Origin of the sequence: Paenibacillus sp. FSL P4-0176, assembly GCF_037975265.1 — a bacterium.
GTDB classification, from domain to species: Bacteria; Bacillota; Bacilli; order Paenibacillales; family Paenibacillaceae; genus Paenibacillus; species Paenibacillus amylolyticus.
Window position 1 is genome coordinate 4,640,505 of the sequence record NZ_CP150242.1, and the last position, 25,723, is coordinate 4,666,227.

Here is a 25,723-nt window from a genome sequence, read left to right on the forward strand (position 1 = left end):
CTTTCTTTTGAGCCTGAACATCTCAATTTTATCGGAATGGTCTTGGTGGTCAAACCCTCGATCCCTCCACCCGCATAGCGGGTGGTTTTCGTATTATCAGGTTAGCCAGTAATTACTGGTTGGCCTTTTTTTGTGGTCGTTTTACGATGGGGGAAGCCGGGAGAACGTGGCGGTTTTAGGGGCTAGGACCTCGTAACAAAAACAGTTCTCCCACGACCTCCAAAAGACCATGTTTGGGCTGGTAGGGGCAGCTGACCCCGTATAACAAGCGAAGCTATGGGTTTGGAACCATCGTGGAAAGGACCGGCGAAACGAAAGATAAGGAGTGAGGACATGGAACCTGTTGTTGGTGTAGATGTCGCTAAAGGTTCAAGTGTGATACAGGCGTTTCAAAAACGAAATGAGCCCGTTGGTAAAGCTATCGTCATTGAGCATGTTGCGAATGGATTCGAACAATTTACGGAGGTGTTAGGGGCCCTTCAAGCCGAAACGGGTGTTGCTCCAGTGGTTGTTTTGGAGGCGACTGGGCATTACCATCGTGCCTTGGTGTCCTGTCTGAATCGGAGTGGCTATACCTACTACATTGTGAATCCCTTGCAATCCAAGCGAGCGAAGGGAACGCAGTTACGCAAAGTTAAAACAGATGCTGCAGATGCTTGGCATCTGGCAGAGATGTACTATCGCGGCGACGTGAAGCCGCATCGAAATTGGGATGAGACGTTTACAGAGCTACAGCATTTGACTAGGCAGCATGAGTTTGTCACGGGAATCTTTGTGCAGGCGAAGCTGAACAGCAGAGCCTTGCTGGAGCAAGTTTTTCCGACGTATGAGCAGATATTTTACAATGTGTTTTCAACAACATCATTGACGGTGCTGTCTCATTGTTTGGAGGGAAGTGTGACGAATTGGAATGAAGTCATTCAGGGTAATTCGGGACGATCCCATTCCAAGCGATGGACCAATGAAAAAGCGAGAAAACTGGAGGAAGTACTGGATGAATGGAGAGAAATTCGGCGTAGCCCCGCTCAAAGCAAGGCACTGCTCGGAATGGTCTCTTTATTGTTGACGATGATTCGGCAACTGGAGGAACTCGAAAAACAAATGGAGGAACTTGCAGAAAATCTGCCTGAAGTCGGACTGGTGAGAAGTATCCCGGGAATTGGAACGAAACTGGCCGCAGCCATTGTAGCTGAACTAGGTGATGTGAAACAGTTTAGTGATGCGAAGCAACTTGTAGCGTTTGCGGGCCTTGACCCAGGGATTTTCAGTTCAGGAAAGTTCACAGCGACAAGTACACGAATTACGAAACGAGGCTCTAAAAGGCTCAGACGTTCACTATATTTAGCGGTGCAATGTGGAATGCGAAAGAATGCGAATGCAAGAATCCGTTCGTACTACGAGAAAAAAAGAAACGAGGGCAAGCCCTACAAGGTGGCCGTGATCGCCTGCGCAAACAAGCTGTTACATCACATTTTCGCCATCTTGCAGAAAGGCCAGCCCTACCAAGTGTAATCCATATTTAACCAAAACCTCCATACCCGTGGAGGTTATTCGTGTTGGTCGGAAAAAGTATACCACGAAAAGAGAACTCATCCAACCAGAAATGCTTGACAAACATTAGCTGGTTTTTGTTTCGCGCGTTTCACGCACTCAACTGGCTAAAGCCATAATAAAACAGCCTTGATCCATTGGATCAAGGCTGTTTCTCTGTGAGTGCTTTTTCCGCGGGCACTCTTAACGTGATGATATGCATCTCCGCAGGACAACCTAGTCGGAGAGGAAGATGATTTGTACCGTATCCTCTGCTAACAAGCATTTTGCCTTCTTGGTGAACGTCCTCCGGACTTCGCTTCAGGGAGTACCACCCGTTCGATACGGGACGATACGCTTTTCTAAGGAACACAGGTCCGAAAAATGGCAAAACCAATTGTCCGCCATGTGTATGACCGCTTAGAATAAGATCTGCATTTTCTTCCAAGCGAAGGGCCTGCAAAGGATCATGGACGATAGCAATTTTGCATAAACGGTTACCGATCTGCTGCAGTAATACATCGCCCTGTTTGGAACGATAGTCTATGCCGATCAGGCTCAATCTGTCGTTGCCCCTTTGCAGATATTCTACATTATCCTGCAGGAGCTTAACGTCCGATTCCCGAAGGATTCGCGCAAGTTGAGCGGTACCAGCCCTCTTGTCATGGTTGCCATACACCGTAAATGAAGGAGCAATGTTCGATAAAATTTTCATGTTATGTCTAACTAAAGACCATGAGATTCCTTTTTCCGCAACATCCCCGCCGATGAGAACCCAGTCCACCTTGTTTTTAACGTTTGCCAGATCATTCTGCTTCAACTTGCGCTTGTGCGTGTCGGATACATACAAAATCATAGCCCCGTCAAAGGATGTTGGCAGATGAGGCACTTCAACCTCTTCTTCAATCATTTGATGAATATGGGCTTCACGCCACATATGAAAAAGTAGTAAAACTCCCATCAAAATGATTAAACCTGCGAGTAAAAGTATTACCACGGCAAGGGAAGGAACGTATTCAGAGCGGGTGCCCCTTCAACCCCCCACCAAACCAGACTAATCGTTAACATGACAAAAATAAAAATGAGTGAATTGACAAACCTCTTGCTCAATTTTAACCGACGTGAAGGATGTAATTCTGTCCGTGTAGGAAGCGAACCCGCTTCGGGGATCGATTCTTCCGTTGAATTTGGCGTTTTTTTGGAGCGTGATGGTGCCCTTTGAGGAAGTACTGGACTTTCCAGTTTTTCTGTATAGGGCTTGCGCTGTGATCTAGGTAAAGAAACGGAAGTAATTGGTGTGATTCCGCCAACCTCAGCAGCTGCTGCCGTTTCAGCAACGATGCTTACTTGAGAAGCCACCTGATGCTCGGATTTCTCTTTTTTATCCGATTGACGATGGCGCTGACTGCCATATGTCTTCATTCTACTTAATGGCTGATTCATGATCCCCTCCGAAAACGTATCGCTAATCCGGACACCAAATCAATAATAAAGTGACATAATATAGGCGCCCATAATGTGCCGGACTGCAAGTAAATCCAACCCAATCCATAACTTGAGACAAACACCCAGCCTGTTGGAATCCAGTGGCGCAAATAACGAATATGGATAACTGCAAATAAAATACTTGTCCAGTAAGGACCGATGGCATGTTGGATGGCTCCACGGAATAATAATTCCTCACACACAGCAACAATGGCTGCTATACATACAATGTGCCAGATCGGACGCCCACGGAACAACATCTCGTTAATTCCACCGTCATCCATGCTTTCCTGAGGTATAACATACGACAGTACCAAGTCCATAACAAGCATTATTCCTGCAAGACCCAGACCCCACCATATAAATTGGTAATTGTCAGGCCATGCGAGTACATCTAACAAGTTTCGTTTCTGCAATAAGATCCACACAACTCCGATAATCAGTGTCAGACCTTGTGTAAAGTATAGATTGATTAAAAGCAAACGCTCGGTAAGCTGCTGTGGCTCAGCCTTCTGAATCTTGAACTTGGGAAACTTGAATTTTTTCATCGGATGCGTCTGTCCTCTTGAGTTAAATTTGATGGATAACAATTACGTTGTCCAATCGGATAGTATACTAAATGATAGCCAAAAAACCAATTAGGTTCAAGGCCTGCCCCAAGTCCTGGTTATATGTCCGTGCCATTACTTCATTAAAGCAGTAAAATTCAGTTCACCAAACAGCTTACTTTCCATCTTCTTGTGATAGGTATATTAACTATTGTATTACTTATGGTGACTCTGTTTATGTGTGAATCTAAAGACATCTGCAAAACATTTTAAAACATTTAAGCCTATTGACATGCTCATGTCAGCCATGATACATTATGAAAAATTAGTCACGTTAAACACGATGATGGAAAAAAGACGTTGCTTCGTCTTACAGAGAGCCGATGGTAGGTGTGAATCGGTGGCAGGCAAATGGTCTTGAGCGCTCCTGAGTTATTGCATTGAAATTGGAGTAGGTGCAATCGGTTTAGACCCGTTATCCTCTTCGGTCTTCATTGACCGCTAAGACTGTCGTTGCGAAACGGCGGTGAATTAGGGTGGTACCACGACAACTCTCGTCCCTTATTGCGCAAGCAGTATGTGGATTGAGAGTTTTTTGATTTATTTTAAAGGATATCTGTGGGATCACTCTATTTGCTTCACCTTCCCCCTCTGCTGCGACACCGCGTTGTTGGGCGGAAGAATCAATCTGGTTTTAAGGAATACCTCTTCGCTGAGGTCAGACCTTGACGATATAGATACACATACCTAAGGAGGAAGAAACCATGTACAAAGTGTTAGTGTCGGACCCAATCAGTGATCTGGGGATCCAGCAACTGGTGGATGCAAATGATGTTGTTGTTGAGAAGAAAACCGGTCTTAGTGAAGATGAACTTGTTGCCATTATTGGTGAATATGATGCCCTCTTGGTTCGCAGCCAGACTCGTGTTACAGATCGTATTATGACGGCTGGTACCAACCTTAAGGTAATCGGACGTGCAGGTGTTGGTGTAGATAACATTGATCTGGAAGCTGCTACACAGCGCGGTATCATCGTTATTAATGCACCTGATGGCAATACCATCACAACCTGTGAGCACACGTTTGCCATGATGATGGCATTGGCACGACACATTCCTCAGGCATATGCCAAGACTATTCAGGGTACGTGGGATCGTAAAACCTTCCTGGGTGTGGAATTAAGAAATAAAACGCTCGGTGTACTGGGTATGGGACGGATCGGTAGTGAAGTTGCCAAGCGCGCCAAAGCATTTGGAATGGACATTCTTGCTTACGACCCGTTCCTCACGGAGGAGCGTGCCGAGAAGCTGCAAGTGAAGCTGGCTAGTGTAGATGATATCATTCGCAATGCGGACTTCATGACCGTTCACACACCATTAACACCGGAAACACGGCATATGATTTCACGTCCACAATTCGAAGTGATGAAAAAAGGCATGCGTATCATCAACTGTGCTCGTGGTGGTGTAGTTGACGAGATGGCACTTGTCGAAGCCATTGATCAAGGTATTGTTGCTGGTGCAGCATTTGACGTATTCGAAAGCGAGCCGCCAGCCGCTGATCACCCGTTCCTGAATCACCCAAGCATTATCGTTACGCCTCACCTTGGTGCGTCCACAGTAGAAGCGCAAGAGAACGTGGCTATCGATGTGTCGGAACAGGTGCTTCACATTTTGCGTAACGAACCGTTTAAAAACGCAGTTAACATGCCGGCTGTTGCACCAACCGTGATGAACAAATTGCAGCCGTATTTCAAACTGGGTGAAACGTTGGGTAGTTTTGCAGCACAGATTACACAAAATGCAGTGCAGGAGATTCGGATCGACTATGCTGGTGAACTTTCTGAAGTAGATACTTCTCCTCTCACACGTTACATTGTGAAAGGGATTCTCGCCAGACATTTGGGTGGGGAAGCCAACATCGTTAACTCCATGCATCTGGCCAAAATCCGTGATCTAAATGTGGTTGTAAGCCAAACCTCAACAACTAAAGGATTTACTAACCTGATTACCGTAACATTGGTTACAACTCAGGATGCTGAGGAACGTCGTGTAGCAGGTACATTGCTTGCAGGTTATGGAGAACGTATTGTTCGTCTGGACAAATTCCCGGTAGATATCGCACCGGAAAGTCATCAAATTTTGATCTCCCACAACGATAAACCAGGTATTATCGGACGTGTAGGAACTCTGCTTGGACAAAACGATGTCAACATCGCATCCATGCAGGTTGGACGTAAAATTATTGGTGGTGCAGCAATCATGATTCTGACCGTAGATAAAGCTGTTCCAAAAGATGTGCTTGTGCAGCTTGCTGCACTGCCTGAAATCAATACTGCTGTTGAAATTGTTCTGGAATAATCAAATATATTTCTAAATGTAAAAGGAAAGACGGGACCCTAGTGGTTCCCGTCTTTTTTGTCGTAAGGAATTGTATGACTGTACCCGCTGAAATATCGGTGATGAAGTTTGCAAACAAAATATTTGTGGAATTGGAAAAGGGGTGCCCATCACCCCCATATGAACTCCGCTTCTTTTGGTCAATGGAAATAGTCTAATACGAATCGAACTATTAACTTAACTGAATAATGTTTAGTGTAGACCCCGGAGGAGACAGAACGGCTGCGCCAACAAGCCCGAATAATTGTAACTGTATTGTTGAACCAGCGGTAACGGTAACCATAAAGTCAGACTGCAGCTGACTGAGAGAAAGTACTGGAGATACTACACTCGCTGGAATTGCTGCACCGTTAAGTAAAACCCTAGATTGGATAGCAAGTGCAGCTGTCAGATTTATTTTGTATGAGATATAGTAGCGACCTGCGTTGGTCAGTGTGAAGGTGTCATTTGTCCCATTGACGGTTATACCTGTGCCAATATTTTGGTTATTCGGTAATGGAACGAGTGTACCACCCAATATTACAACAATCGTACCATTAGTGTTCTCAGCAAAAGCCGAGTTAGATGTTACAGATGTTCCGGTTGCACCTGTTGCTCCGGTAACTCCTGTACTTCCGGTTACGCCCACTCCCGTTGCTCCCGTTATACCTGTGGCTCCTGTTCCCCCAGTCGCGCCTGTTGCTCCGGTACTTCCCGTTATGCCGACTCCTGTTGCTCCCGTTATACCTGTGACTCCGGTTTCCCCCGTCGCACCAGTAACTCCTGTACTTCCCGTTACGCCGACTCCCGTTGCTCCTGTTATACCTGTGGTTCCTGTTCCCCCAGTCGCACCAGTTGCCCCGGTACTTCCCGTTACGCCGACTCCCGTTGCTCCTGTTATACCTGTCGCTCCGGTTTCACCAGTGACACCAGTTACTCCAGTACTTCCCGTTACGCCGACTCCCGTTGCTCCTGTTATACCTGTGGCTCCTGTTTCCCCCGTCGCACCAGTTGCCCCGGTGCTCCCCGTTACGCCGATTCCCGTGGCTCCCGTTATACCTGTCGCTCCGGTTTCCCCCGTAACACCAGTTGCCCCGGTACTTCCCGTTACGCCGGCTCCAGTTGCTCCTGTTATACCTGTGGCTCCGGTTTCCCCCGTCGCACCAGTTGCCCCGGTGCTCCCCGTTACGCTGATTCCCGTGGCTCCCGTTATACCTGTAGCTCCGGTTTCCCCCGTAACACCAGTTGCTCCGGTACTTCCCGTTACGCCGACTCCCGTTGCACCGGTTATACCTGTGACTCCGGTCTCCCCCGTGACACCAGTTGCTCCGGTACTTCCGGTTATGCCGACTCCCGTTGCTCCTGTCACACCTGTTACGCTTACTCCCGTTGCGCCAGTCAATCCCGTTACGCCTGTTGATCCTGTTTCCCCTGTAGCACCAGTACTACCTGTTACACTTACTCCTGTGGCTCCTGTAATTCCCGTCGCCCCAGTCAACCCTACAAGACCAGTCGCTCCTGTTTCACCAGTTGCCCCAGTTACTCCTGTTACGCTTAATCCCGTGGCTCCTGTAATTCCCGTCGCCCCAGTCAACCCTGCAACACCAGTCGCTCCTGTTTCACCAGTTGCCCCAGTTCCTCCAGTTACTCCTGTTATGCTTAATCCCGTGGCTCCTGTAATTCCCGTCGCCCCAGTCAACCCTGCAACACCGGTCGCTCCTGTTTCACCAGTTGCCCCAGTTCCTCCAGTTTCTCCTGTTACGCTTAATCCCGTGGCTCCTGTAATTCCCGTCGCCCCAGTCAACCCTGTGAGACCAGTCGCTCCTGTTTCACCAGTTGCCCCGGTTCCTCCAGTTATTCCTGTAGATCCCGTTACGCTTAGTCCCGTGGCTCCTGTGATCCCCGTCGCCCCAGTCAACCCTACAAGACCAGTCGCTCCTGTTTCACCAGTACTTCCCGTTACTCCAACTCCAGTTGCACCCGTCACACCTGTCGCTCCTGCTCCAGCGATCAACGTGTAGTCTGGCGAAGTCCCCGGCGTTCCCGTTGGCGATGCCACATTTGCAATATACGTACTGCCGTTGAACGTTACAACCTGACCCGCTGGATACGTCGGGGCTACGGCTGGATCGAATGGCACGATACCACTTAAACCTACGCCTGTTGCTCCCGTTACCCCTGATGCTCCTGTGACTCCGGTACTTCCCGTTCCGCCAATGCCGGTTGCTCCTGTAACTCCCGTTGCTCCCGCGCCCGCAAGCAATGTGTAATCTGGTGAAGTCCCCGGCGTTCCGGTTGGTGATGCCACATTCGCAATATACGTACTGCCGTTGAACGTTACAACCTGACCCGCTGGATACGTTGGGGCTACGGCTGGATCGAATGGTACAATACCACTTAAACCTACACCAGTCGCTCCTGTTACGCCCGATGCTCCTGTAGCTCCGGTACTTCCCGTTCCACCAATGCCGGTTGCTCCTGTCACTCCCGTTGCTCCTGCGCCAGCAATCAACGTGTAATCTGGTGAAGTCCCCGGCGTTCCGGTTGGTGATGCCACATTTGCAATATACGTACTGCCGTTAAACGTTACGACTTGACCCGCTGGATACGTCGGGGCTACGGCTGGATCGAATGGCACGATACCACTTAAACCTACACCTGTCGCTCCCGTTACTCCTGATGCCCCTGTGACTCCGGTACTTCCAGTTACTCCAACGCCAGTTGCACCGGTCACACCAGTCGCTCCTGTTACGCCCGATGCTCCTGTAGCTCCGGTACTTCCCGTTCCACCAATGCCGGTTGCTCCTGTAACTCCCGTTGCTCCTGCGCCCGCAAGCAATGTGTAATCCGGTGAAGTCCCCGGCGTTCCGGTTGGTGACGCGACATTAGTTATATACGTACTGCCGTTAAACGTTACAACCTGACCCACTGGATACGTTGGGGCTACCGCTGGATCGAATGGCACGATACCACTTAAACCTACGCCTGTCGCTCCCGTTACACCTGATGCCCCTGTGACTCCGGTACTTCCTGTTACTCCAACTCCAGTTGCACCGGTCACACCAGTCGCTCCTGTTACGCCCGATGCTCCTGTAGCTCCGGTACTTCCCGTTCCACCAATGCCGGTTGCTCCTGTAACTCCCGTTGCTCCTGCGCCCGCAAGCAATGTGTAATCCGGTGAAGTCCCCGGCGTTCCGGTCGGTGATGCCACATTTGCAATATACGTACTGCCGTTAAACGTTACGACTTGACCGGCTGGATACGTCGGGGCTACCGCTGGATCGAATGGCACGATACCACTTAAACCTACGCCTGTTGCTCCCGTTACACCTGATGCACCTGTGGCTCCTGTAGGTCCTGCACCTGAAAGCAATGTATAGTCTGGCGAAGTACCTGGCGTACCCATAGGAGAAGCCACAGTCGTTATATACGTGCTGCCATTAAAGGTAACGACCTGGCCGGCTGGGTATGTTGGAGCTACTGCAGGGTCAAACGGAACCGCACCATTGAGACCGATGCCCGTAGCTCCGGTCACACCTGTAACTCCTGATCCTGCTAACAGCGTATAATCTGGAGAACTTCCTGGCGTACCCGTTGGCGAAGCGACATTTGTAATATAAGTACTGCCACCAAACGTGACGATCTGTCCAGCTGGATATGTTGGTGCTAATGCGGGATCGAATGGCACGATGCCACTTAATCCTGCACCTGTGGCTCCAGTTGCACCAGTCGCCCCCGCAGCAGCGATTAATGTGTAATCCGATGAAGATCCTGGTGTTCCTAGAGGACCAGCTACACTCGTAATGTAAGTACTACCGTTATACGTAATGACTTGACCTGCTGGATAACCCGGGGCGAGCGCTGGATTAAATGCCACGGCTCCTGTCAAACCAGCTCCGGTTGCTCCCGTTACTCCAGTCGTTCCTCCCGACAGCAAAAGAGTGTAGTCTGGAGAACTTCCGGGTGTACCCAAAGGACCATTTACATTGGCAACATAAAGACTACCCTCGTAGCTTACTACTTGGCCTTGAGCATAAGTTGGTCCCAGTGCAGGATCAAATGCAGTAATATTGTTCAAACCCACACCTGGTGCTCCTGCCGGACCCTGTGCTCCCTGTGGACCAACTGGGCCAACCGGTCCTACTGGTCCAAGTCCTCCCGGTGTGCCAGTAGCCCCTTTCACCCCAGGGACTCCTGGGACACCTGGTACCCCCGGGACTCCTGGCACTCCCTGTGGGCCGGCTGGTCCGGTAATCCCTCCAGTTCCAAGAGTTGTCGTCGCACGGCTTAGCGATATGGAGATCGATCGAATTAATCCCACAAGTTTATCTTTTTCTGCAGGAGGTACTTCCAGAAGCAGCGTCACACTTAACAAGTCATCCAGTAAGTTTTGCAAGTTACCTGCGAGATTAATAAGAGGAACAGGGACAACCTCTGAACCTGCAATCGTTAATTCCAATACGGCTTGTAATTCAGCCTTTACTCCGGCACGAAATCCGGATTGATTTACAAAAGTAAGTAACTGGCGTAATCCATTCTGTAATGACAGTATATTGGCTGAAGTCGGCTGACTAATTGCAGCAGGAATAGCCACAGCCAAAGAACGCAGTATGGATTCAAACTGCTCCAGTTCGCTTGTGGTTATTGGAATAAACGGAGAGCCTGCTCTAAAAGATCTGCCTTCCAGGAAAGCTTTAATATTGACCCTTTTTCGATCATCGGACATGCTTAACTCAATCCTCCTCTATCTTGCTTGCTTTTCAAGCTTATGTCACATAGGAAGGAAAATTATCTTGGACACTCTTTTTAGTCAAAAAAAGACCATTCTTGTTCCACGTTGAACAAGATTAAACGGTAGTCTTCAACAAAAAAACACCCTCCATAAGAGGGTGTTTCCGCACTTTTTGTATGAAATTCAGGCTATTTCGATGAATCCAAAGGAAATTGCAAAATAAACTCTGTTCCTTCGCCAAGCACACTATTGACGGTAATCATGCCTTGATGCGCATCAACAATATTTTTCACAATCGCTAAACCAAGCCCCGTACCTGCACTTTCTCCCCGAACACGAGCCTTGTCAGCTTTGTAGAATCGTTCGAAAATAAATGGCAAGTCGGATGAAGGGATACCTACACCCTGATCCTTCACAGAAACTCTGACAAATGGAGCACGAAGATAAGTGACCCGCTCTGCTGAGATCATTACATTTTTGCCAGTAGGTGTATGTCTGAACGCATTATCCAGCAGATTCGTAAATACTTGCTCAAGTCGATCCTCATCTGCCTGTTGAAGTTCAATTGTTGGCTGTTCGAACTCAAAGTGCAGTTGAATTCCCTGTTCTTTTGAACGCACCGAGAACTTCCGATATACACGTTCGAGTAGTTCTCCGAGGTCAACTTCCTTCATCACCATGTCCGTGTGTCCAGCTTCCATCCGCGCAAGATCAAGCAAGTCTTTAACCAGTCTGCCCATCCGTAGAGACTCATCATGAATGACTTGGATCAGTTCTTCGCTCTCTTCCGGTGAGGTTGCCATACCGTCCAAAAGGGCTTCACTGTAGCCTTGCATCATGGATAGCGGAGTTCGTATCTCATGAGATACGTTAGCCACGAAATCACGCCGCATTTTCTCCAGACGCACTTCTTCTGTTACATCTCTTAAAACAGCCACAGCCCCTCTGACAACACTGTCAGCGTACAACGGTGCCATCTGAACAGACCAGACACCTTGCTGTACGTGAACATTGGAGTTCTGGTCCCCGCCTTGCTCCATCACCATTCTGAACAAAGGAAGAAGGGGCTCAGGTACATCCCGCGAAGTCTTGTCAGACTGCTCGGATTCTTGTCCTTCGTCCATTTTCGCCCAATCGAGATCATACCATGCCTGCATGATCTTCTCTCCAGGCGGATTCGTCAGAATAACTTTGCCTTCACCATCGAATGTAACAACAGCATCAGTCATGCTGCGAAGCACACTCGCCAAATGTTCCTTCTCATGGTTAAGGTTTCGAATATTATCTTCCAGTTGGGCAGCCATATGATTAAATGTGTTGGCAAGTTCACCAATCTCATCACTCGTTACCAGGGAGAGACGTGTTCCGTAGTTCCCTTTGCGAATCGCATTGGCTGCCTGAATCAATTGCTGCATAGGCTGCGTTATTTTGGTGAATAGAAACAATGCAAAAAACGTGGTTAAACTGAATCCGATAATACAGATATAGGTGAACAACCGCTTAATATCTCTGGATTCGGATTCTGCAAAGTTCGTATCAATGTAGGGCAGCAAAAAAAGACCCAGCGCTATAAGTACACAACCCACAAGGCAGATAATAGTGATCCATAACTTCCCGACCAGTGATCTCCAGAAACTAAAACTACTTCGGTACTTCCAGTTTATAACCCACACCCCACACCGTCGTAATCATGGCCGCCGATTCAGGCGATACCTTGTTAAGTTTCTCGCGAAGACGCTTCACGTGCGTATCCACGGTACGAAGATCGCCAAAGAATTCGTAATTCCATACATCTTTGAGCAATTCTTCTCTGGAGAAAACTTTGTCGGGAGATGTTGCCAGGTAGTGCAGCAATTCATATTCTTTTGGTGTAAGACTAATCTCTTCGCCACCAGCGGTTACCCGGTGGGCATCATGCTCAATAACCAGATGCGGGAACACGATGTTGTTACTCGAATTGCTCTCCTTGGAGAGATAAGCTGTCGCGGAAGCTCGACGCAAAATCGCTTTGACGCGATAAATCACTTCTCGCGGGCTGAATGGTTTTACAACATAATCATCAGCGCCAACTTCGAAGCCTTGAACCCGGTTAATCTCTTCACCTTTTGCAGTGAGCATCAAAACCGGCGTTGATTTCACCTGACGAAGACGGGTACACACTTCAACTCCATCCATACCCGGCAACATCACATCAAGCAAAATCAGACCGTAGTCCCCTGCTGTTGCTTTACGCAGCGCAGTTTCCCCATCCTCAGCTTCATCGATTTCATAACCTTCTTTTTCAAGATACATTTTCAAAAGCCTGCGGATTCTCTCTTCGTCATCCACGACCAGTATTCGATTCTCATGTTCAGCCATGCCTCTCCAGCCCCTTTGCAATAACTCCTCATCACTTCTATTATGTTCGATCTGGCGAACAATATTTGAATACCCTTCAATAAAAAGGTACATTTGTGTTTCCCGCTTCTAAACTCAACCTTTGCAATACGAGTCTGTCCTAGTCAGCTCCAGCATAAGAATGTAATCCGGCAATGATCAGATTCACTCCAACCAGCGTAAACATAACCACCAGGAAGCCAAGAACTGCAAGCCATGCAGACTTCTGACCTTGCCAACCTCTGGATAAACGCAAATGCAGATACACACTATAATATAGCCATGTAATCAATGCCCACACCTCTTTGGGGTCCCAACCCCAAAAGCGACTCCAGGCAATCTGAGCCCAGATCATGGCAAAAATTAATGCTCCCAGCGTAAATATCGGAAAACCAATGGCAATCGCGCGATAACTTATCTCATCCAGATCATCAGCATCGATTCCATCCATCATTGGCTGTAACGCTTGTCCAAGTGGTCTGCGCACAAGAAGTCGTACAATTCCATACAGGATCAGACCTACAATAAGTGACCAAACCACCGTATTCAGCTTGCGCCCGGCATTTACCCCGTTCATCCAGGAAGGCGTCTCAAGTAAAGGTTTTTTCATGCCAAGAAACGGTGTCATGCTCTCCACTTCGCTATTATATGGTGCAAAAATCGGAGGCATGCGATAAATCACTTTCTCTATTGTACTATTTTCCTGTACCTCTGTGTCAATGCTGACCGTTTTCTGTACAAAAACCGCCTCGTAACCAGCTGTACGAAAGGCAAATACCGTTCCTATGAATCCGATGACTACAACGATCGTAACTAGGGTGAATTCAACCCATCCTCGTTGACGTCTTGAAGACTTGTCTTTACCACTGAAATCAACAGTACGGAGCAAATACATGAACCCTGCGGCAAAACCCACGGCGAAGAATGCTTCACCAAGCGCGGCCAACGTCACGTGAATTTTCAGCCAGATGGACTGAAGCGCCGGGATTAATGGCTGTACCTCCTGAGGAAATACAGCGGCATACGCCATAATAATAATGGTAAGTGGTAACGCAAACAAACCCAGTAATGACTTGCGGTATATGGCATATACAACAATAAATGCAACCATAATCATCATGGACAGAAAAGACATGAACTCATACATGTTACTAACCGGGATATGACCTGCCCCAGCCCATCGGGTTACAAAAAATACGATATGAGCCGCCAAGGCGACAGTCGAAGCGATGAAAGCTCTTTTACCCCAGCGATTCATATGGTCCAGAGGATCACGATTACTCCATTTTTTGCCCATGACCGCGACAGCATATAACAAGAATGCAGCACAATAGAGAAAGAAAGATACGATAAATGCGTCGCTGCTGAAATCCAATAATCTCATGCCTGATTCCCCCCGTTATCCAACGACTTCTCTTCCACTTCCAAATTCATCTGTTTCAAGACGGCCGCAACTTCACGCCTGAAGCCAAACCAGTTTTTGTTGGTATGTCCACCCAAGGTGAGCTGTTTATCATCAAAACGAATCCAGATGCGGCGATGATGCCAATAAAAACCCATGACCAGACCCAACATAACAATACCGGCTCCTACCCACACAAAAGGCATTGCCTTATCCACTCTTATATTGAGATAACTTACGGACTGAATAATATCGACCTTGTCCATGCTGTCTACTTCCAGCTGTAAAGGAATCTCAGCTCCAATCAACTGTTGGTTAATCGCATCTTGTTGAAACCGTTGTTTATCAATCTGCTTCGCAAAGTACAGATATTGTATCCCCTCTTCGGGCAGATCCGGTCCCTTGATGAGAAAGAGAAAAGCAGGTGCATTAGGTGAAGGCGATTTTGATTTGGGCTGACCATTCTCATCCAATCCAAAGTCCATAAACTTTTCTTTTACCGTGAGCTTATAAGGACCAGCTTCAAATGTTCTTTGGGTATCTACCATATCGATCTTAATTGGCCCATATACTTCACCCGTCTTTGTATTGACCAGATCAGGCGTTACGGACCGAATGGTGGGTGTTAGATCATAATCAAACTGATATGCTTTCAGACCGTTATAATTCAATGGATGATTCACGCGTACATCATGTCTGGCTACCTCAGCTAACTGAGGTTTCTTCGAGAGATCCGAACAATCTGCTGTACATTCATACAAAACAACTTTTGTTTCAAACAGTTTTGGAACGGTCTTGTTCAGGTTACGGAATTGCTCGGGTACTTCGTCCTCACTGTAGAATTCAACATTAAACTGTTCATTTTGCAGATACATCGATGTATTCGGGATCTTTTTGATCTCACCTTCAGGAAAAGCGACGTGCTCGTCCAAATTCAGACCTGGAAGACCTCGTGCGAGCACCGCCAGCAAAAATATAATGAGTCCAATATGGATGACATATGGGCCCCATCGACTGAATCGCTGTTTCTCGGCGAGTAATGCATCCCCCTGGGTGTGCACGCGGTATCCTTTCTTTTTCAACGGCGTAACCGCTTTCTTAATCCAGTCTTCTGGTGCCTCTTCGATGGTACCTTGGTACACGAGACGCTGTCTTGTCAAAAATTGCGTATGCTTACGTATTCTCTGTTTATTCAGTGCTTTGTAGAGCGGTAGGACGCGATCCAGACTGCATATCACCAATGATGCCCCAATCAGCACCAGCAGTAGAATAAACCACCAGGATTCATATGTATGGGATAAACCCAACAGATAATAGATATGACCCAACTGACCGTATGTTTCTTTGTAGTACACGGAGGGATCGATATTCAGAAATGTACTTTCTTGCGGATAGATCGTGCCAAGCATAGAACCTACAAGCGTAAAAACAATCATATAGACGGCAATTTTAACGGAAGAAAAAAAGTTCCATATGCGGTCAATGATATTAGGATTACTACGCTGTGAACGGCGCGCCATGCCATCATAACGCATTTCCAGCACTTCATCCGATTTAGCTTCAGACTCCAGCAGCGGTTTCCCACATGCTTCACATAGTACAGTGCCTACCGGATTCTGGTGTCCGCACTCACATTTGGTATTTTGGAACACGAATAGACCTCCTGTCAGGGCTGCTTCGCCAGTTGCGAAATTTGAGCGTCAAGTGTGTCCAAATCAAGTTGCCCGATATGAATGGTAGAGATTTTGCCCGTGTCGGATACAAAAAATGTCGTTGGCATGGGAGAGATCCCAAAATCACGAACCGAGTTTTTGTCCCGGTCAAGCATGATTGGAAACGTAACGCCAACCTGCCGTACAAAATTATCCACGGTCATCTGGTCTTCTCCAACATTAATCCCGACAAATTGTACTCCCTGGTCCTTCCATTTGTCAGCTTGCGCCTGAAGTGCAGGCATTTCTTTAACACAAGGTTCACACCATGTGCCCCAGAAATTGATCACCATCGCTTTTCCTTTGTACTCATCAGACGTATGAACTTGACCATCCAGGCCCAGCAGTTCAAAAGAAGGAGATTTGTCCCCTTCCTTTGGCTTGCCATTCGAGCCGGATACCGATGTGGTAATCGCATATCCGCCCAACACCAGGATCAATAACAAAATGACGATTTGCACCGTTCTTCTTGATTTCCCCATGTGCTGCTCCCCTTTTAAGTGACTGTAGCATTCGCATCTTATTGGTATAAGACAACTGTGAACATCCTATGAACAATTATAGCGAATTTCGTCACAAAACTGCGGCGGTTTTATGAAAATTATGTGTCCTCACATTACCTTTTTTTCATTTTTTTGGCTGGCTCTGATTGTGCGAGGGTAATCAGGTTGTTGACTTCCTCTTTGGTCAGATGACGTGTCAGACCACGTTTCAGGTTTTGTAGCAAAATACCACCAAACGAAATCCGTTTCAGGCGGGTTACCGGATGGTTGATTGCCTCGAACATACGTCTAACCTGACGGTTACGTCCTTCATAGATCGTAATGGAAATGACCGACTCATTAGCCGCTGTATCCACATCTTTGTACTCTACCTCTGCAGGAGCAGTCATGCCGTCATCCAGCATAATGCCTGTCTTTAATTTCTCCAAAGCTGTACCATGTGGCACACCTTTAACCGTTGCATGATACGTTTTGGGTACGTGATGCTTAGGATGCGTCAGCAAATGTGCAAACTCACCATCATTGGTAAGGATCAATAAGCCCTCTGTGTCATAATCCAGACGACCTACAGGATATACGCGTTCCTTGACACCTTTCAGGTAGTCGGATACAATTTTCCGACCTTCCGGGTCAGATGCACTTGTGATTACGCCTTTTGGCTTGTTTAACATCAAGTACACTTTTTTCTCACTACGGATCGGTTTTCCATTAACCGTAATCATATCCTCTTCGGGGTTCGCTTTTGTACCCAGTTCGGTTACGACCTCCCCGTTAACTTCTACTTTGCCGGACAGGATTAGTTCCTCGCTCTTGCGGCGGGATGCAATGCCTGCCTGTGCGATAATTTTTTGTAATCTTTCCATGTTTGTCATGTCACCTCACACTAATGATACCCATCACGCAAGGAAATCACAAGGATAATCCATGGATTTTGTAAACTGGAGACACGAATATCCATTTCTGGCTACCTTCCTCCCCCAGATTGCCGCAAAAAAAAAGCCTACCTTTACACGACCTGTTGAACACAGATGGCGTAAAGATAAGCCTTTTCCTCAAATCATTTAATTGGAAACTTTGCCGGCAACTGCAACCTGTTTTTTGGCAGGTGTGGTACTCTCTTTAATGAAAGTCTGCAATGTCTTGGAAGTAATATAATAGGTACGTCCACCGTACACAAATGTCATCATACCAATTACCCGGTTGTTCTGATCCAGAACAGGGCCACCTGAATTACCTTGGGCCATGGATTTCACAATACTGCCGATTCCCTTTTTACCTGGGACGTCCAAAGCTTGGGAACTAAACACTCTGCTTTTGGCTATCGTATTGAAGGTTGAAGGAAAATCTTCATCCAGGATGACAAGATCACCAGCAGGATTTTTGGGGAATCCAATCGTATAGACAACCTGGTTATCCCTTGCATTTGCAAATGCGACCGGTTGGGCGTCTATTTCCTTGTCCAGCTTCAGCAGTGCCATGTCTGTGACCGGATCTGTCTTAATAATCTTCGCCTTTACAGGCTTGCTAAGGGAACCCGGACTTGCAACAGTCAGTGTACCTTCATCACCATCAGACAGTTCAGCAAAACTCTGAACGACATGATAATTCGTGAGCACTTCATCCTTCGAGATCAATATTGAGGTACCAACATCATAATATACCATATCGGGTTCATCCTGCTTGACCAAACGTACATTCACGACTGGAAAAGAATCCGCTGTGACTGCCATTTGTGCACGCAGCTGTTTATCGAAGTAACCTGTAAAATGTATCGTCTGAACGGCTTGAGCTGCCGCCAGCCCCGTTGACCCTGCGAGCATTGCAATAGCAAGCACGCCTGACATTCCGACACGGAGCATTCGTTTCCAACTCTTCTGCATGTCTCACTCTCCTCCGCTATTATTCTAGCATATCTAATATATCGGAAGGAAAGGAGATATCTTTTAACCAAAAACGAGCAAACAAATGGCGAGGGCAGCAATAAAACCAACGACATCGGAAAACAACCCTACTTTGAGTGCATATCGACCGTTACGTATGCCTACAGCCCCAAAATAAACAGTCAGCACATATAACGTGGTGTCTGTACTCCCCTGAATCGTAGATGCCATACGTCCAATCATGGAGTCAGGGCCATGGGTTTTGATCAGATCGGTTGTAAACGCCAGAGAGCCTGTCCCCGTTAAAGGACGCAGTATTCCGAGTGGTAACACTTCGCCCGGAACACCCATCCAGGACACCAGCGGAGCAAACAGACTAATCACAAAATCCAGTGCACCCGAGGCACGAAATACGCTGATTGCGACCATCATGCCCACGAGATGTGGAATAATACTGATTGCAGTGGAGAAACCATCCTTGGCCCCATCAACAAAGGATTCGTAAACCGGGACCTTTTTGGTAAACGCATATAATGGAACAAACGCGATAATAACCGGGATGGCCCAGACGGAAATCCAGTTGATGAAGGTTAACAAAGGTGCTCATCCTTTCATGCCGGGATTGCCACTTTTCTGTATGCGCGGCGGTTTGTGTAAAGCCCTGTTTCGATACCAGCGATCGGCGATTATAGCAGCAAGTGTAGCGATAATGGTAGCCATCAATGTTGTTCCCACAATCTCTGTTGCATTGGCGGAATGATAGTTTAAGCGGATGGCGATCAGCGTTGTCGGAATAATGGTAATGCTAGCCGTATTCAGAGCCAGTAAGGTGCACATCGCAGGAGAAGCGGTTTGTTTGTCCGGATTAAGCTCCTGCAGCTGTTGCATGGCTTTGATTCCCATCGGTGTAGCCGCATTTCCTAGTCCCAGCAAATTGGCACTCATATTGGAGAGAATATAACCCATCGCCGGATGATTTTTGGGCACATCGGGGAACAGGAAGCCCACAACCGGACCGAGCAGCTTGGCAATCCGAGCCAGGAGACCCGCATCTTCAGCCATTTTCATCATGCCCATCCAGAACACAAGCACACTAATCAGTCCAAAACAGACCGTGACTCCCGTTGCCGCCCCATCAAAAGCGGCTTGCGTGACCACTTCGATATTGCCGTTGACGGCTGCAAAAACAAATCCGATTAAAATCATGAGCAGCCAAATTAGATTAATCATGGATTATATCCTCCCTTCAATGGCGATTTAGCTAAGGAGACAACAGATGGCTTAACACGGCGCGCCATGCAGCTGCCCAGGAAGAGACATCACCGATTCCACCCAGCGTTGCATCTTCTGTCTTCGGTTCAGGAGGAATATAACTGCCTTTGCGATACACGGGAATTGAGCCAACAAGTTTGCCGTCAAGCTGCATATCAATGCGACCTGCCAATCCAAACGAAGGATCTGTCGCTTTTTTCTTGTCTTCCTTTTCCGACTGTCCTCTATTTTCGTGTAGTATCAATTTCTTGGTCAATGAACTTTTCTCACTCTCAGCCAGTGGGTACCAAAATCCCCGGCCCGTAACAACATCTGTATTTTGCACAGGCTGTTCTTGCTTCGCGACCTCTACCAACGGGAAGTACTCAAACCCGAAATCTAACATCCGAGCATGATCGTTCCAATCGTTTCCATCGTTCAGCGTTACTGCGGCGAGCTGCTGTCCGTTACGTGTAGCGGAACTGACCAAACATCTGAAAGCTTTTTTTGTGTAGCCGGTTTTCACTCCATCCGCACCTTCATACATCCGCAACATTTTATTTTTATTGTGCCAAGAGTATTCCCAGCTTTCATTGGGGTTCGGTGCGGATTTGTCCTCCGTGGCTACGATGCGTTTGAACACCGGATTGTGCAATGCATATGCCGTTAATCGTGCCAAGTCGTTAGCTGTTGAATAGTGACCTTCTGCATCCAGTCCATGAGGGTTCATAAAATGAGAATGCGTCAGACCGATTTGCTCCGCCTTTTTGTTCATTAACAGGACAAAGCCTTCTTCCGATCCACCGACATGTTCTGCGATCGCAGAGGCCGCGTCATTGCCTGAACGGAGCATGAGCCCGTACAACATGTTTTCAAGCGTCATCTCTTCACCTAACTTGAGATAGAGAGAAGATCCTTCTTTGGCAAAAGCCGAGGGAGACACTTTCACTTTATCATCCAGCTTGCTGTGTTCGATCGCTACGATCGCTGTCATGATTTTGGTCAAGCTGGCAATTCGCAGTTCTTTATCCCCATCCTTGCTGTATAAGATCCGGCCTGATGTGACATCAATGAGAGCAGCGCTTTGCGCATGAGTAGACGGACCTTGAATCGTTGCCTGGGCTTGAGTAGCCCCAAATGAAGACAGCAAGAAGACAGGGATAAGCATGCATGCAATGACTTTCGTTATTTTTCGCATCAATTCATTCCTCCGGGTCACTTGGAATCTTGTACTATCTTATGTCCAGACAACTTGGAGTATGTCCCATCGGGCAAAAACAGCAAAAATCCCTCACGCTTGGATGCGGGAGGGACGTTATGTATGAGGCGTTATATAAGATATCAAGGGCTTAGACGACAATCAAGCCTGATCCTTTTTATCCAGCATTTTAGCTACTTTTCGCATAATTCTAGAGACTCTCATCTGGCTAATGTCTTCCATATCTGCGGTCTGAGTTTGATTAAATCCTTCAACACGATGCTTCAGTACAGTCACTTCTTTCTCACTAAGCTTGCGCTTGACCGAATCAATAACCGCATCAACGTATAACTTGTCCAAAATATCTTCTTCAATATTCTCCCCGCTATAGATGGTATCCATCAACGTCACGGATTGAGTTTGTTGATCATCAGCACCTACAGGCTCATCCAGGTATTTCACACCTTTACCCACTTGAAGTGCTTTATTGATCTTCTCTTCTTCCTCATCAAGCAACAATGCGATTTCATGTGCTGGTGGGAGGTAGCCCATATCGTGCTCAAGTCGATTGATTCGGTTAATTAATTCCGTAGCTGTGCGAGTTGGACGAATAATGCTTGCGCTATCTCTCAGAAAACATCTGATTTCTCTGACAATGGCAGTAACACTGAACGAACTGAATTTTACGCCACGCCCCGTATCAAATGCTTTAACCGCTTTGATGAATCCCAGACGGCCCAGTTGAAGAATATCATCCTTCTCCACACAATGATTCTTAGTAATCATTTCAGGTTTTCCAATATACTTATGAACGGAATGCCATATCAGGTTCTCATTGACCAGAATACAATCCCCGAGGAAATGCTCATCGAGCTTACAACGTTCAATATTCTCTACGTCATCCATTGTGTAATACTTCTTGTCTGCCTGCAAATTCGTGCTAATATGTTCTGGAAATTTTCCCATTTGGATCTCCCTATGTAAAATTGATAAACGATCTTATAGTATTCAAATTCTATTGTTAAATGATGTTTATTGACCTTTTTTGATTATTCCAAGCATCTTGTTATGATGTTCCTTCACTTGATTGTAGTACCAGGGGCGAGCCTTTCCCTTATCTACATTGCCCTCCCCCTGATTGTACGCAATGGTTGCCGTACGAAGATTTCCGTCGTACTTATCCATAAGATATTCCAAGTATATAATGCTTGTCCTGATATTCGTTTCAGGCTGATGTAGCTCCTGTTTACTCACTCCATACGATTTCGCTGTGCTAGGAAGAATCTGAAGTAAACCAACCGCTCCATGGGATGATACACTTTCCTCTAACATCCTGCTCTCTTGCCACATCATAGCCAGAATCCAGACGGAATCGATATCCGTATCCTTCGAATATTGAACTACCCACCTCACATACTTCAGCAGCTTTGCCTGGCTCACTGTTTTCTCATGGTGGAGTTCTATATACTGTTCAAGCATATCCGTCATTTGTATGTGCGCAGGAGCAACCGATTTAACTTGTTTTTGTTGTTTTTGTTGTTTTTGTTGTTTTTGTTGTTTTTGTTGTTTTTGTTGTTTTTCTTGCTTCATTAGTTTTATTGGCTTTACCTGCTCTGCTTCCGTTGCTTGGTATTGTGAAGCTAATACCACCACCGCAACAACAATACCTATTACTCTTTCTAAAGTAAGCAACAGATTCGCCCACCTCCTTACTGAAAGCTCTATATTATAGAAGGAATAATCTCATACATACGTTAGGATTGGTCTTGTTCACTTGGCTGATATACAATGATTGCTGCAAATTCCAACGTGTTACTGGATGGATCAACGGTGGAGGTAAACTCCAGTCCGGTAACGAACGTGTGTGGTTTGGATAACATCCATGCGTTGATTAATTCTTCCACACCTGTATCGCTAGCGGACACAAACGTTTTTACAGCTAAATCCGAGGCGTAGTTTAACACCTTCATTGCTCTTCACCAGATGAGTCTTGTTCCTCTTCCTTTTTCTCTTCAATGAGTTGATTAAACTCCTCTTCGGTCAGTTCATGAATCTCCAATTCGTAAGCACTTGTCAGAATGTACCCCATACCATCCGTTAAATGAACGTTATAAAATGTTTGTAGTTCTTCATGGAAGGTACCCTCTTCGTAGTTGAATCCAATAATGGCTTTTTCGTAACCAGCTACACGACCAGCAAACCATACGTTCGCTTTTGTTGTTGCGCCAGTTGGCGTCTGGATTTCATGCATATTGGTCGGCGCGTGGATATACTTTCCAATCATACTGGATACGATTTCTTCCGTTAATTTATCATCTTTTGCTTTGATCATATGTGTCATTGAATTATTCCTCCATTAGTTAAAGTCTCGCGAATATGCTTGCCCTTACATTCTCTATACGTGTTATCGGAGCGGCAGTTAAATTGGAGCCGCAGATGAAGGATTGGTTCCGCTGCTTAGGACCATATAGTTCGTCCGCATATGGTGTACAGCCACGTCCAGATCAGCCACTCGTTTGGAGACAAAATCTTCGATGACAGGCTCCAATGGCCTGAAACCTACACTCAAGATCGGTTTTTTATGTATATAAGCATGATGCATGATCACAATATCAGTAGAGGTCAAATGATCCATTTCCAGATTAACCAAGACAGCATCAGCCTGTAACACTACTTTCTCAATGATCAAGGCATACTCCCTGTTGCTTAAATCAGAAGCTGTCGAAGAATCATGACTTGCCCAAGCGATATCCGAATACCCCTCTAGACGTTCCACAGAAAATCCTAAAACCACCACACTAAGCATCCTTGTTCCGCCTTTCTTTCTGTACTAATCTCTCTATACGACATAAAAAAGCACCCAGTTAAGGGTGCTCTCTCTGTTCTATGTAGGTTACTGAATCTATCTTCATCAAACTTAGGCTATTAATTGCCACTTATGACTACAATGCTTCGTATTTCTCACGAATCGCTTTCCATAACTGGGATATACGTGCCTTGGATACACCTAGCATTCCTGCAATCTCTACAAATTCATACCCCGAAGTCCGAAGCTTAAAGATTTGTTTCTCTCGTTCGTTCAGCCTCATATTTTCCATAATATCTGTTACAAACTCAAAATTCTCATAAGCAAACCCAGCATGACCAAGCGCTAATGCGATGTCTGAGCTTTCCGATTCATCGCCACCCCCCTGATCCGTGCACATGATCTGTACAGCGTTAACCACACTGAGATTTTTCTCAGACATGCACTTGCGGTACATGTCCTTAATTTTATTTTCGATAAGATGATCAACAAACGTCGACATTTTGGCCTTTTCTGCATCATACTTGTCCAGGGAGTTAACTAATTTGATCATAATCTCCTGGGTCACATCTTCTTTCTCCATCCCGGCAAACGTTTTACCTCTAAGTTTGTGACGACACTTCTCCTGAGCTTTATTCAGGAACATGTCTATATCCCCAATCTCAAATAAATCATCAAAACCCATAGCAGTTGTAGCAGACATTATACATTTCCCCCATTAACTATTTAATTATCAGTAATCGTATTCTTTCTTCACAATCTAGTCGCTATCCAGCATGATCTTACTCTATATTCCCGCTATTGCTCCCGAAATCTCATATACCATATGTAGTCTTGTTACACACAATTGAAGCTAATAAGCCTAATTACACACAAACAATCAAGAAATCTCCCTTTGATCCGCCTCCCCATTCCCATCCTATTACATTCAGAATAACAAATACGAACTAATGTTCGCAACATTTATTTATTTCGTTCGCTTATATGCCTTTTACTGACTATATACGAAGTATACAGTGAAAGGTAAAGTAGCATTTTTTACAAACAAAAAGACCAACACAGAGCGCACCACTGGAAAATACCAAAATGGTGGAATGTGTCGGTCTTGGTCTGACATCTATTTCGTCCCAATTACCGAAGATATGGCCTTCAAGTTCTTTAACAAGGTTATAGGCTTCGTCAAGATTATTAATCTATTCGATCGCCATAAGGGTAGTATAAGGAAATATGTAGGATATTGTCAACAACAAAATTAGTTCCTAAGAACCTGTCCAGTATTCAAACGTTAGTTAATAGGTCTTAAGGCATGTTAATCTCATCATTTTTCAGCAGCACTTCAACATCCTTGTTCATCTTGAAGACTGTAATCTGCTCTGCAAAATCATGACCAAAAAATGTTGTTTCGATGTCTTCGATCTTCAGACCCATGTTGATATAGGAGAAAACGGGGTTGAAATCTTCTCTCATCATATGTGCTAGCTTCATCTTGTATTCGGCGAAAATTTGACTTGAGTGTGATTGCATATGTTCCAGCATGAATGCTTCAGGCTTGGTGAATTTTGCTGTAAACTTTAAGATGATAAAATGATTCATGATAGAGACTCTGGTATCTACCGGCCCGCGCTCAGTAAAATCTTTTCTTATTCTGGATGCCAACTTTGCGAGCTCTCTTTCCAAGTCTTTTATCTCAATGTCCCATCCCTCCTTGCCAATCATCCTGACCCCTTCTACTGCCCCTGAACATATGAATTCAACCTAGTTTAATCAAAACTGCTTGTACAAGACAAGTTTCAATGGATGCATTAAATCAAGTCACTATCAACTTTTCATGAAAAAGGAATAGACCCCAGAACTAGGCTTGGGGTATATCACTTTATTAACTATATTTTATAATTATTCAAATAAATCAACACTTGGTGCTG

23 protein-coding genes and 1 other annotated feature are annotated in these 25,723 nt (G+C 46.1%); of the genes, 2 read left to right on the top strand and 21 right to left on the bottom strand.

Annotated elements, in window-relative coordinates:
* The first annotated feature begins 333 nt into the window (after nt 1-333).
* A complete protein-coding gene (locus MKY95_RS21565) occupies nt 334-1,512 on the top strand; it encodes an IS110 family transposase (protein WP_339194353.1) in 1,179 nt (392 codons plus the stop codon).
* 181 nt (nt 1,513-1,693) lie between these two features.
* Here MKY95_RS21565 and MKY95_RS21570 read toward each other — a convergent pair whose 3' ends face one another.
* From MKY95_RS21570 to MKY95_RS21580, 3 genes are read right to left on the bottom strand one after another with little or no spacing between them, the layout of a single operon-like run.
* The gene (locus tag MKY95_RS21570; RefSeq protein WP_339194355.1) at nt 1,694-2,467 is read right to left on the bottom strand and encodes a metallophosphoesterase; all 774 of its coding nucleotides are present in this window, start codon (nt 2,465-2,467) and stop codon (nt 1,694-1,696) included.
* A 53-nt stretch (nt 2,468-2,520) separates the two neighbouring features.
* A complete protein-coding gene (locus MKY95_RS21575; protein WP_076317422.1) occupies nt 2,521-2,973 on the bottom strand; it encodes a hypothetical protein in 453 nt (150 codons plus the stop codon).
* A complete protein-coding gene (locus MKY95_RS21580; RefSeq protein WP_036607728.1) occupies nt 2,970-3,563 on the bottom strand; it encodes a type II CAAX endopeptidase family protein in 594 nt (197 codons plus the stop codon). The genes MKY95_RS21575 and MKY95_RS21580 overlap by 4 nt, the downstream gene beginning before the upstream one ends.
* Before the next feature lie 334 nt (nt 3,564-3,897).
* Nucleotides 3,898-4,128 (top strand) — a binding site (T-box leader).
* Nucleotides 4,129-4,327: 199 nt separating this feature from the next.
* Between MKY95_RS21580 and serA the strand changes: the two genes are divergently transcribed.
* Nucleotides 4,328-5,923 carry a phosphoglycerate dehydrogenase gene (gene serA / locus MKY95_RS21585; protein ID WP_017687669.1) on the top strand — a complete coding sequence of 532 codons (1,596 nt, stop codon included), beginning with the start codon at nt 4,328-4,330 and terminating at the stop codon, nt 5,921-5,923.
* A gap of 211 nt (nt 5,924-6,134) precedes the next feature.
* Here the strand turns inward: serA and MKY95_RS21590 are convergent, their stop codons facing one another.
* The 18 genes from MKY95_RS21590 to MKY95_RS21675 all read right to left on the bottom strand — a co-directional run bounded on the left by MKY95_RS21590 (nt 6,135) and on the right by MKY95_RS21675 (nt 25,517).
* The gene (locus tag MKY95_RS21590) at nt 6,135-10,667 is read right to left on the bottom strand and encodes a collagen-like repeat preface domain-containing protein (RefSeq protein WP_339194357.1); all 4,533 of its coding nucleotides are present in this window, start codon (nt 10,665-10,667) and stop codon (nt 6,135-6,137) included.
* Between the two features lie 194 nt (nt 10,668-10,861).
* Nucleotides 10,862-12,259 carry an ATP-binding protein gene (locus MKY95_RS21595; protein ID WP_235193867.1) on the bottom strand — a complete coding sequence of 466 codons (1,398 nt, stop codon included), beginning with the start codon at nt 12,257-12,259 and terminating at the stop codon, nt 10,862-10,864.
* A 55-nt stretch (nt 12,260-12,314) separates the two neighbouring features.
* Nucleotides 12,315-13,031, bottom strand: a complete 717-nt coding sequence (locus MKY95_RS21600; protein WP_036607918.1) for a response regulator transcription factor — start codon at nt 13,029-13,031, stop codon at nt 12,315-12,317.
* Between the two features lie 139 nt (nt 13,032-13,170).
* Nucleotides 13,171-14,433: a cytochrome c biogenesis protein CcsA gene (gene ccsA / locus MKY95_RS21605; protein WP_017687663.1), complete on the bottom strand. Its 1,263-nt coding sequence runs from the start codon at nt 14,431-14,433 to the stop codon at nt 13,171-13,173.
* Nucleotides 14,430-16,103: a cytochrome c biogenesis protein ResB gene (locus MKY95_RS21610; protein ID WP_036607737.1), complete on the bottom strand. Its 1,674-nt coding sequence runs from the start codon at nt 16,101-16,103 to the stop codon at nt 14,430-14,432. Before MKY95_RS21610 ends, ccsA begins: the two co-directional genes overlap by 4 nt.
* Nucleotides 16,104-16,117: 14 nt before the next feature.
* Nucleotides 16,118-16,645 carry a redoxin family protein gene (locus MKY95_RS21615; RefSeq protein ID WP_036607739.1) on the bottom strand — a complete coding sequence of 176 codons (528 nt, stop codon included), beginning with the start codon at nt 16,643-16,645 and terminating at the stop codon, nt 16,118-16,120.
* A gap of 134 nt (nt 16,646-16,779) precedes the next feature.
* On the bottom strand, nt 16,780-17,529 hold the full coding sequence (locus tag MKY95_RS21620) for a pseudouridine synthase (RefSeq protein ID WP_036607741.1): 750 nt from the start codon (nt 17,527-17,529) through the stop codon (nt 16,780-16,782).
* A gap of 198 nt (nt 17,530-17,727) precedes the next feature.
* Nucleotides 17,728-18,546 carry a serine protease gene (locus tag MKY95_RS21625; protein WP_036607743.1) on the bottom strand — a complete coding sequence of 273 codons (819 nt, stop codon included), beginning with the start codon at nt 18,544-18,546 and terminating at the stop codon, nt 17,728-17,730.
* Nucleotides 18,547-18,609: 63 nt separating this feature from the next.
* Nucleotides 18,610-19,143: a spore maturation protein gene (locus tag MKY95_RS21630; protein ID WP_017687658.1), complete on the bottom strand. Its 534-nt coding sequence runs from the start codon at nt 19,141-19,143 to the stop codon at nt 18,610-18,612.
* A gap of 6 nt (nt 19,144-19,149) precedes the next feature.
* Nucleotides 19,150-19,776 (bottom strand): nucleoside recognition domain-containing protein, encoded by a 627-nt coding sequence (locus tag MKY95_RS21635; protein ID WP_036607746.1) that lies wholly within the window; start codon nt 19,774-19,776, stop codon nt 19,150-19,152.
* A 31-nt stretch (nt 19,777-19,807) separates the two neighbouring features.
* Entirely contained in the window at nt 19,808-20,995 is a 1,188-nt protein-coding gene (locus MKY95_RS21640) for a D-alanyl-D-alanine carboxypeptidase family protein (RefSeq protein WP_036607749.1), read from the bottom strand.
* A gap of 162 nt (nt 20,996-21,157) precedes the next feature.
* The gene (locus MKY95_RS21645) at nt 21,158-21,961 is read right to left on the bottom strand and encodes a sigma-70 family RNA polymerase sigma factor (RefSeq protein WP_036607750.1); all 804 of its coding nucleotides are present in this window, start codon (nt 21,959-21,961) and stop codon (nt 21,158-21,160) included.
* Nucleotides 21,962-22,027: 66 nt separating this feature from the next.
* Nucleotides 22,028-22,687 (bottom strand): lytic transglycosylase domain-containing protein, encoded by a 660-nt coding sequence (locus MKY95_RS21650; RefSeq protein WP_339194362.1) that lies wholly within the window; start codon nt 22,685-22,687, stop codon nt 22,028-22,030.
* Nucleotides 22,688-22,749: 62 nt separating this feature from the next.
* Nucleotides 22,750-22,965, bottom strand: coding sequence for a hypothetical protein (locus MKY95_RS21655; RefSeq protein WP_036607752.1), 216 nt, complete (start codon nt 22,963-22,965; stop codon nt 22,750-22,752).
* Nucleotides 22,962-23,336 (bottom strand): hypothetical protein, encoded by a 375-nt coding sequence (locus tag MKY95_RS21660; protein ID WP_051447052.1) that lies wholly within the window; start codon nt 23,334-23,336, stop codon nt 22,962-22,964. The genes MKY95_RS21655 and MKY95_RS21660 overlap by 4 nt, the downstream gene beginning before the upstream one ends.
* A gap of 78 nt (nt 23,337-23,414) precedes the next feature.
* Complete coding sequence (locus tag MKY95_RS21665; protein ID WP_143781068.1) at nt 23,415-23,771, bottom strand: hypothetical protein; 357 nt, start codon at nt 23,769-23,771, stop codon at nt 23,415-23,417.
* A 166-nt stretch (nt 23,772-23,937) separates the two neighbouring features.
* On the bottom strand, nt 23,938-24,504 hold the full coding sequence (locus MKY95_RS21670; protein WP_051447053.1) for a sigma-70 family RNA polymerase sigma factor: 567 nt from the start codon (nt 24,502-24,504) through the stop codon (nt 23,938-23,940).
* 596 nt (nt 24,505-25,100) lie between these two features.
* On the bottom strand, nt 25,101-25,517 hold the full coding sequence (locus MKY95_RS21675; RefSeq protein ID WP_036607758.1) for a Na-translocating system protein MpsC family protein: 417 nt from the start codon (nt 25,515-25,517) through the stop codon (nt 25,101-25,103).
* Nucleotides 25,518-25,723 lie beyond the last annotated feature (206 nt).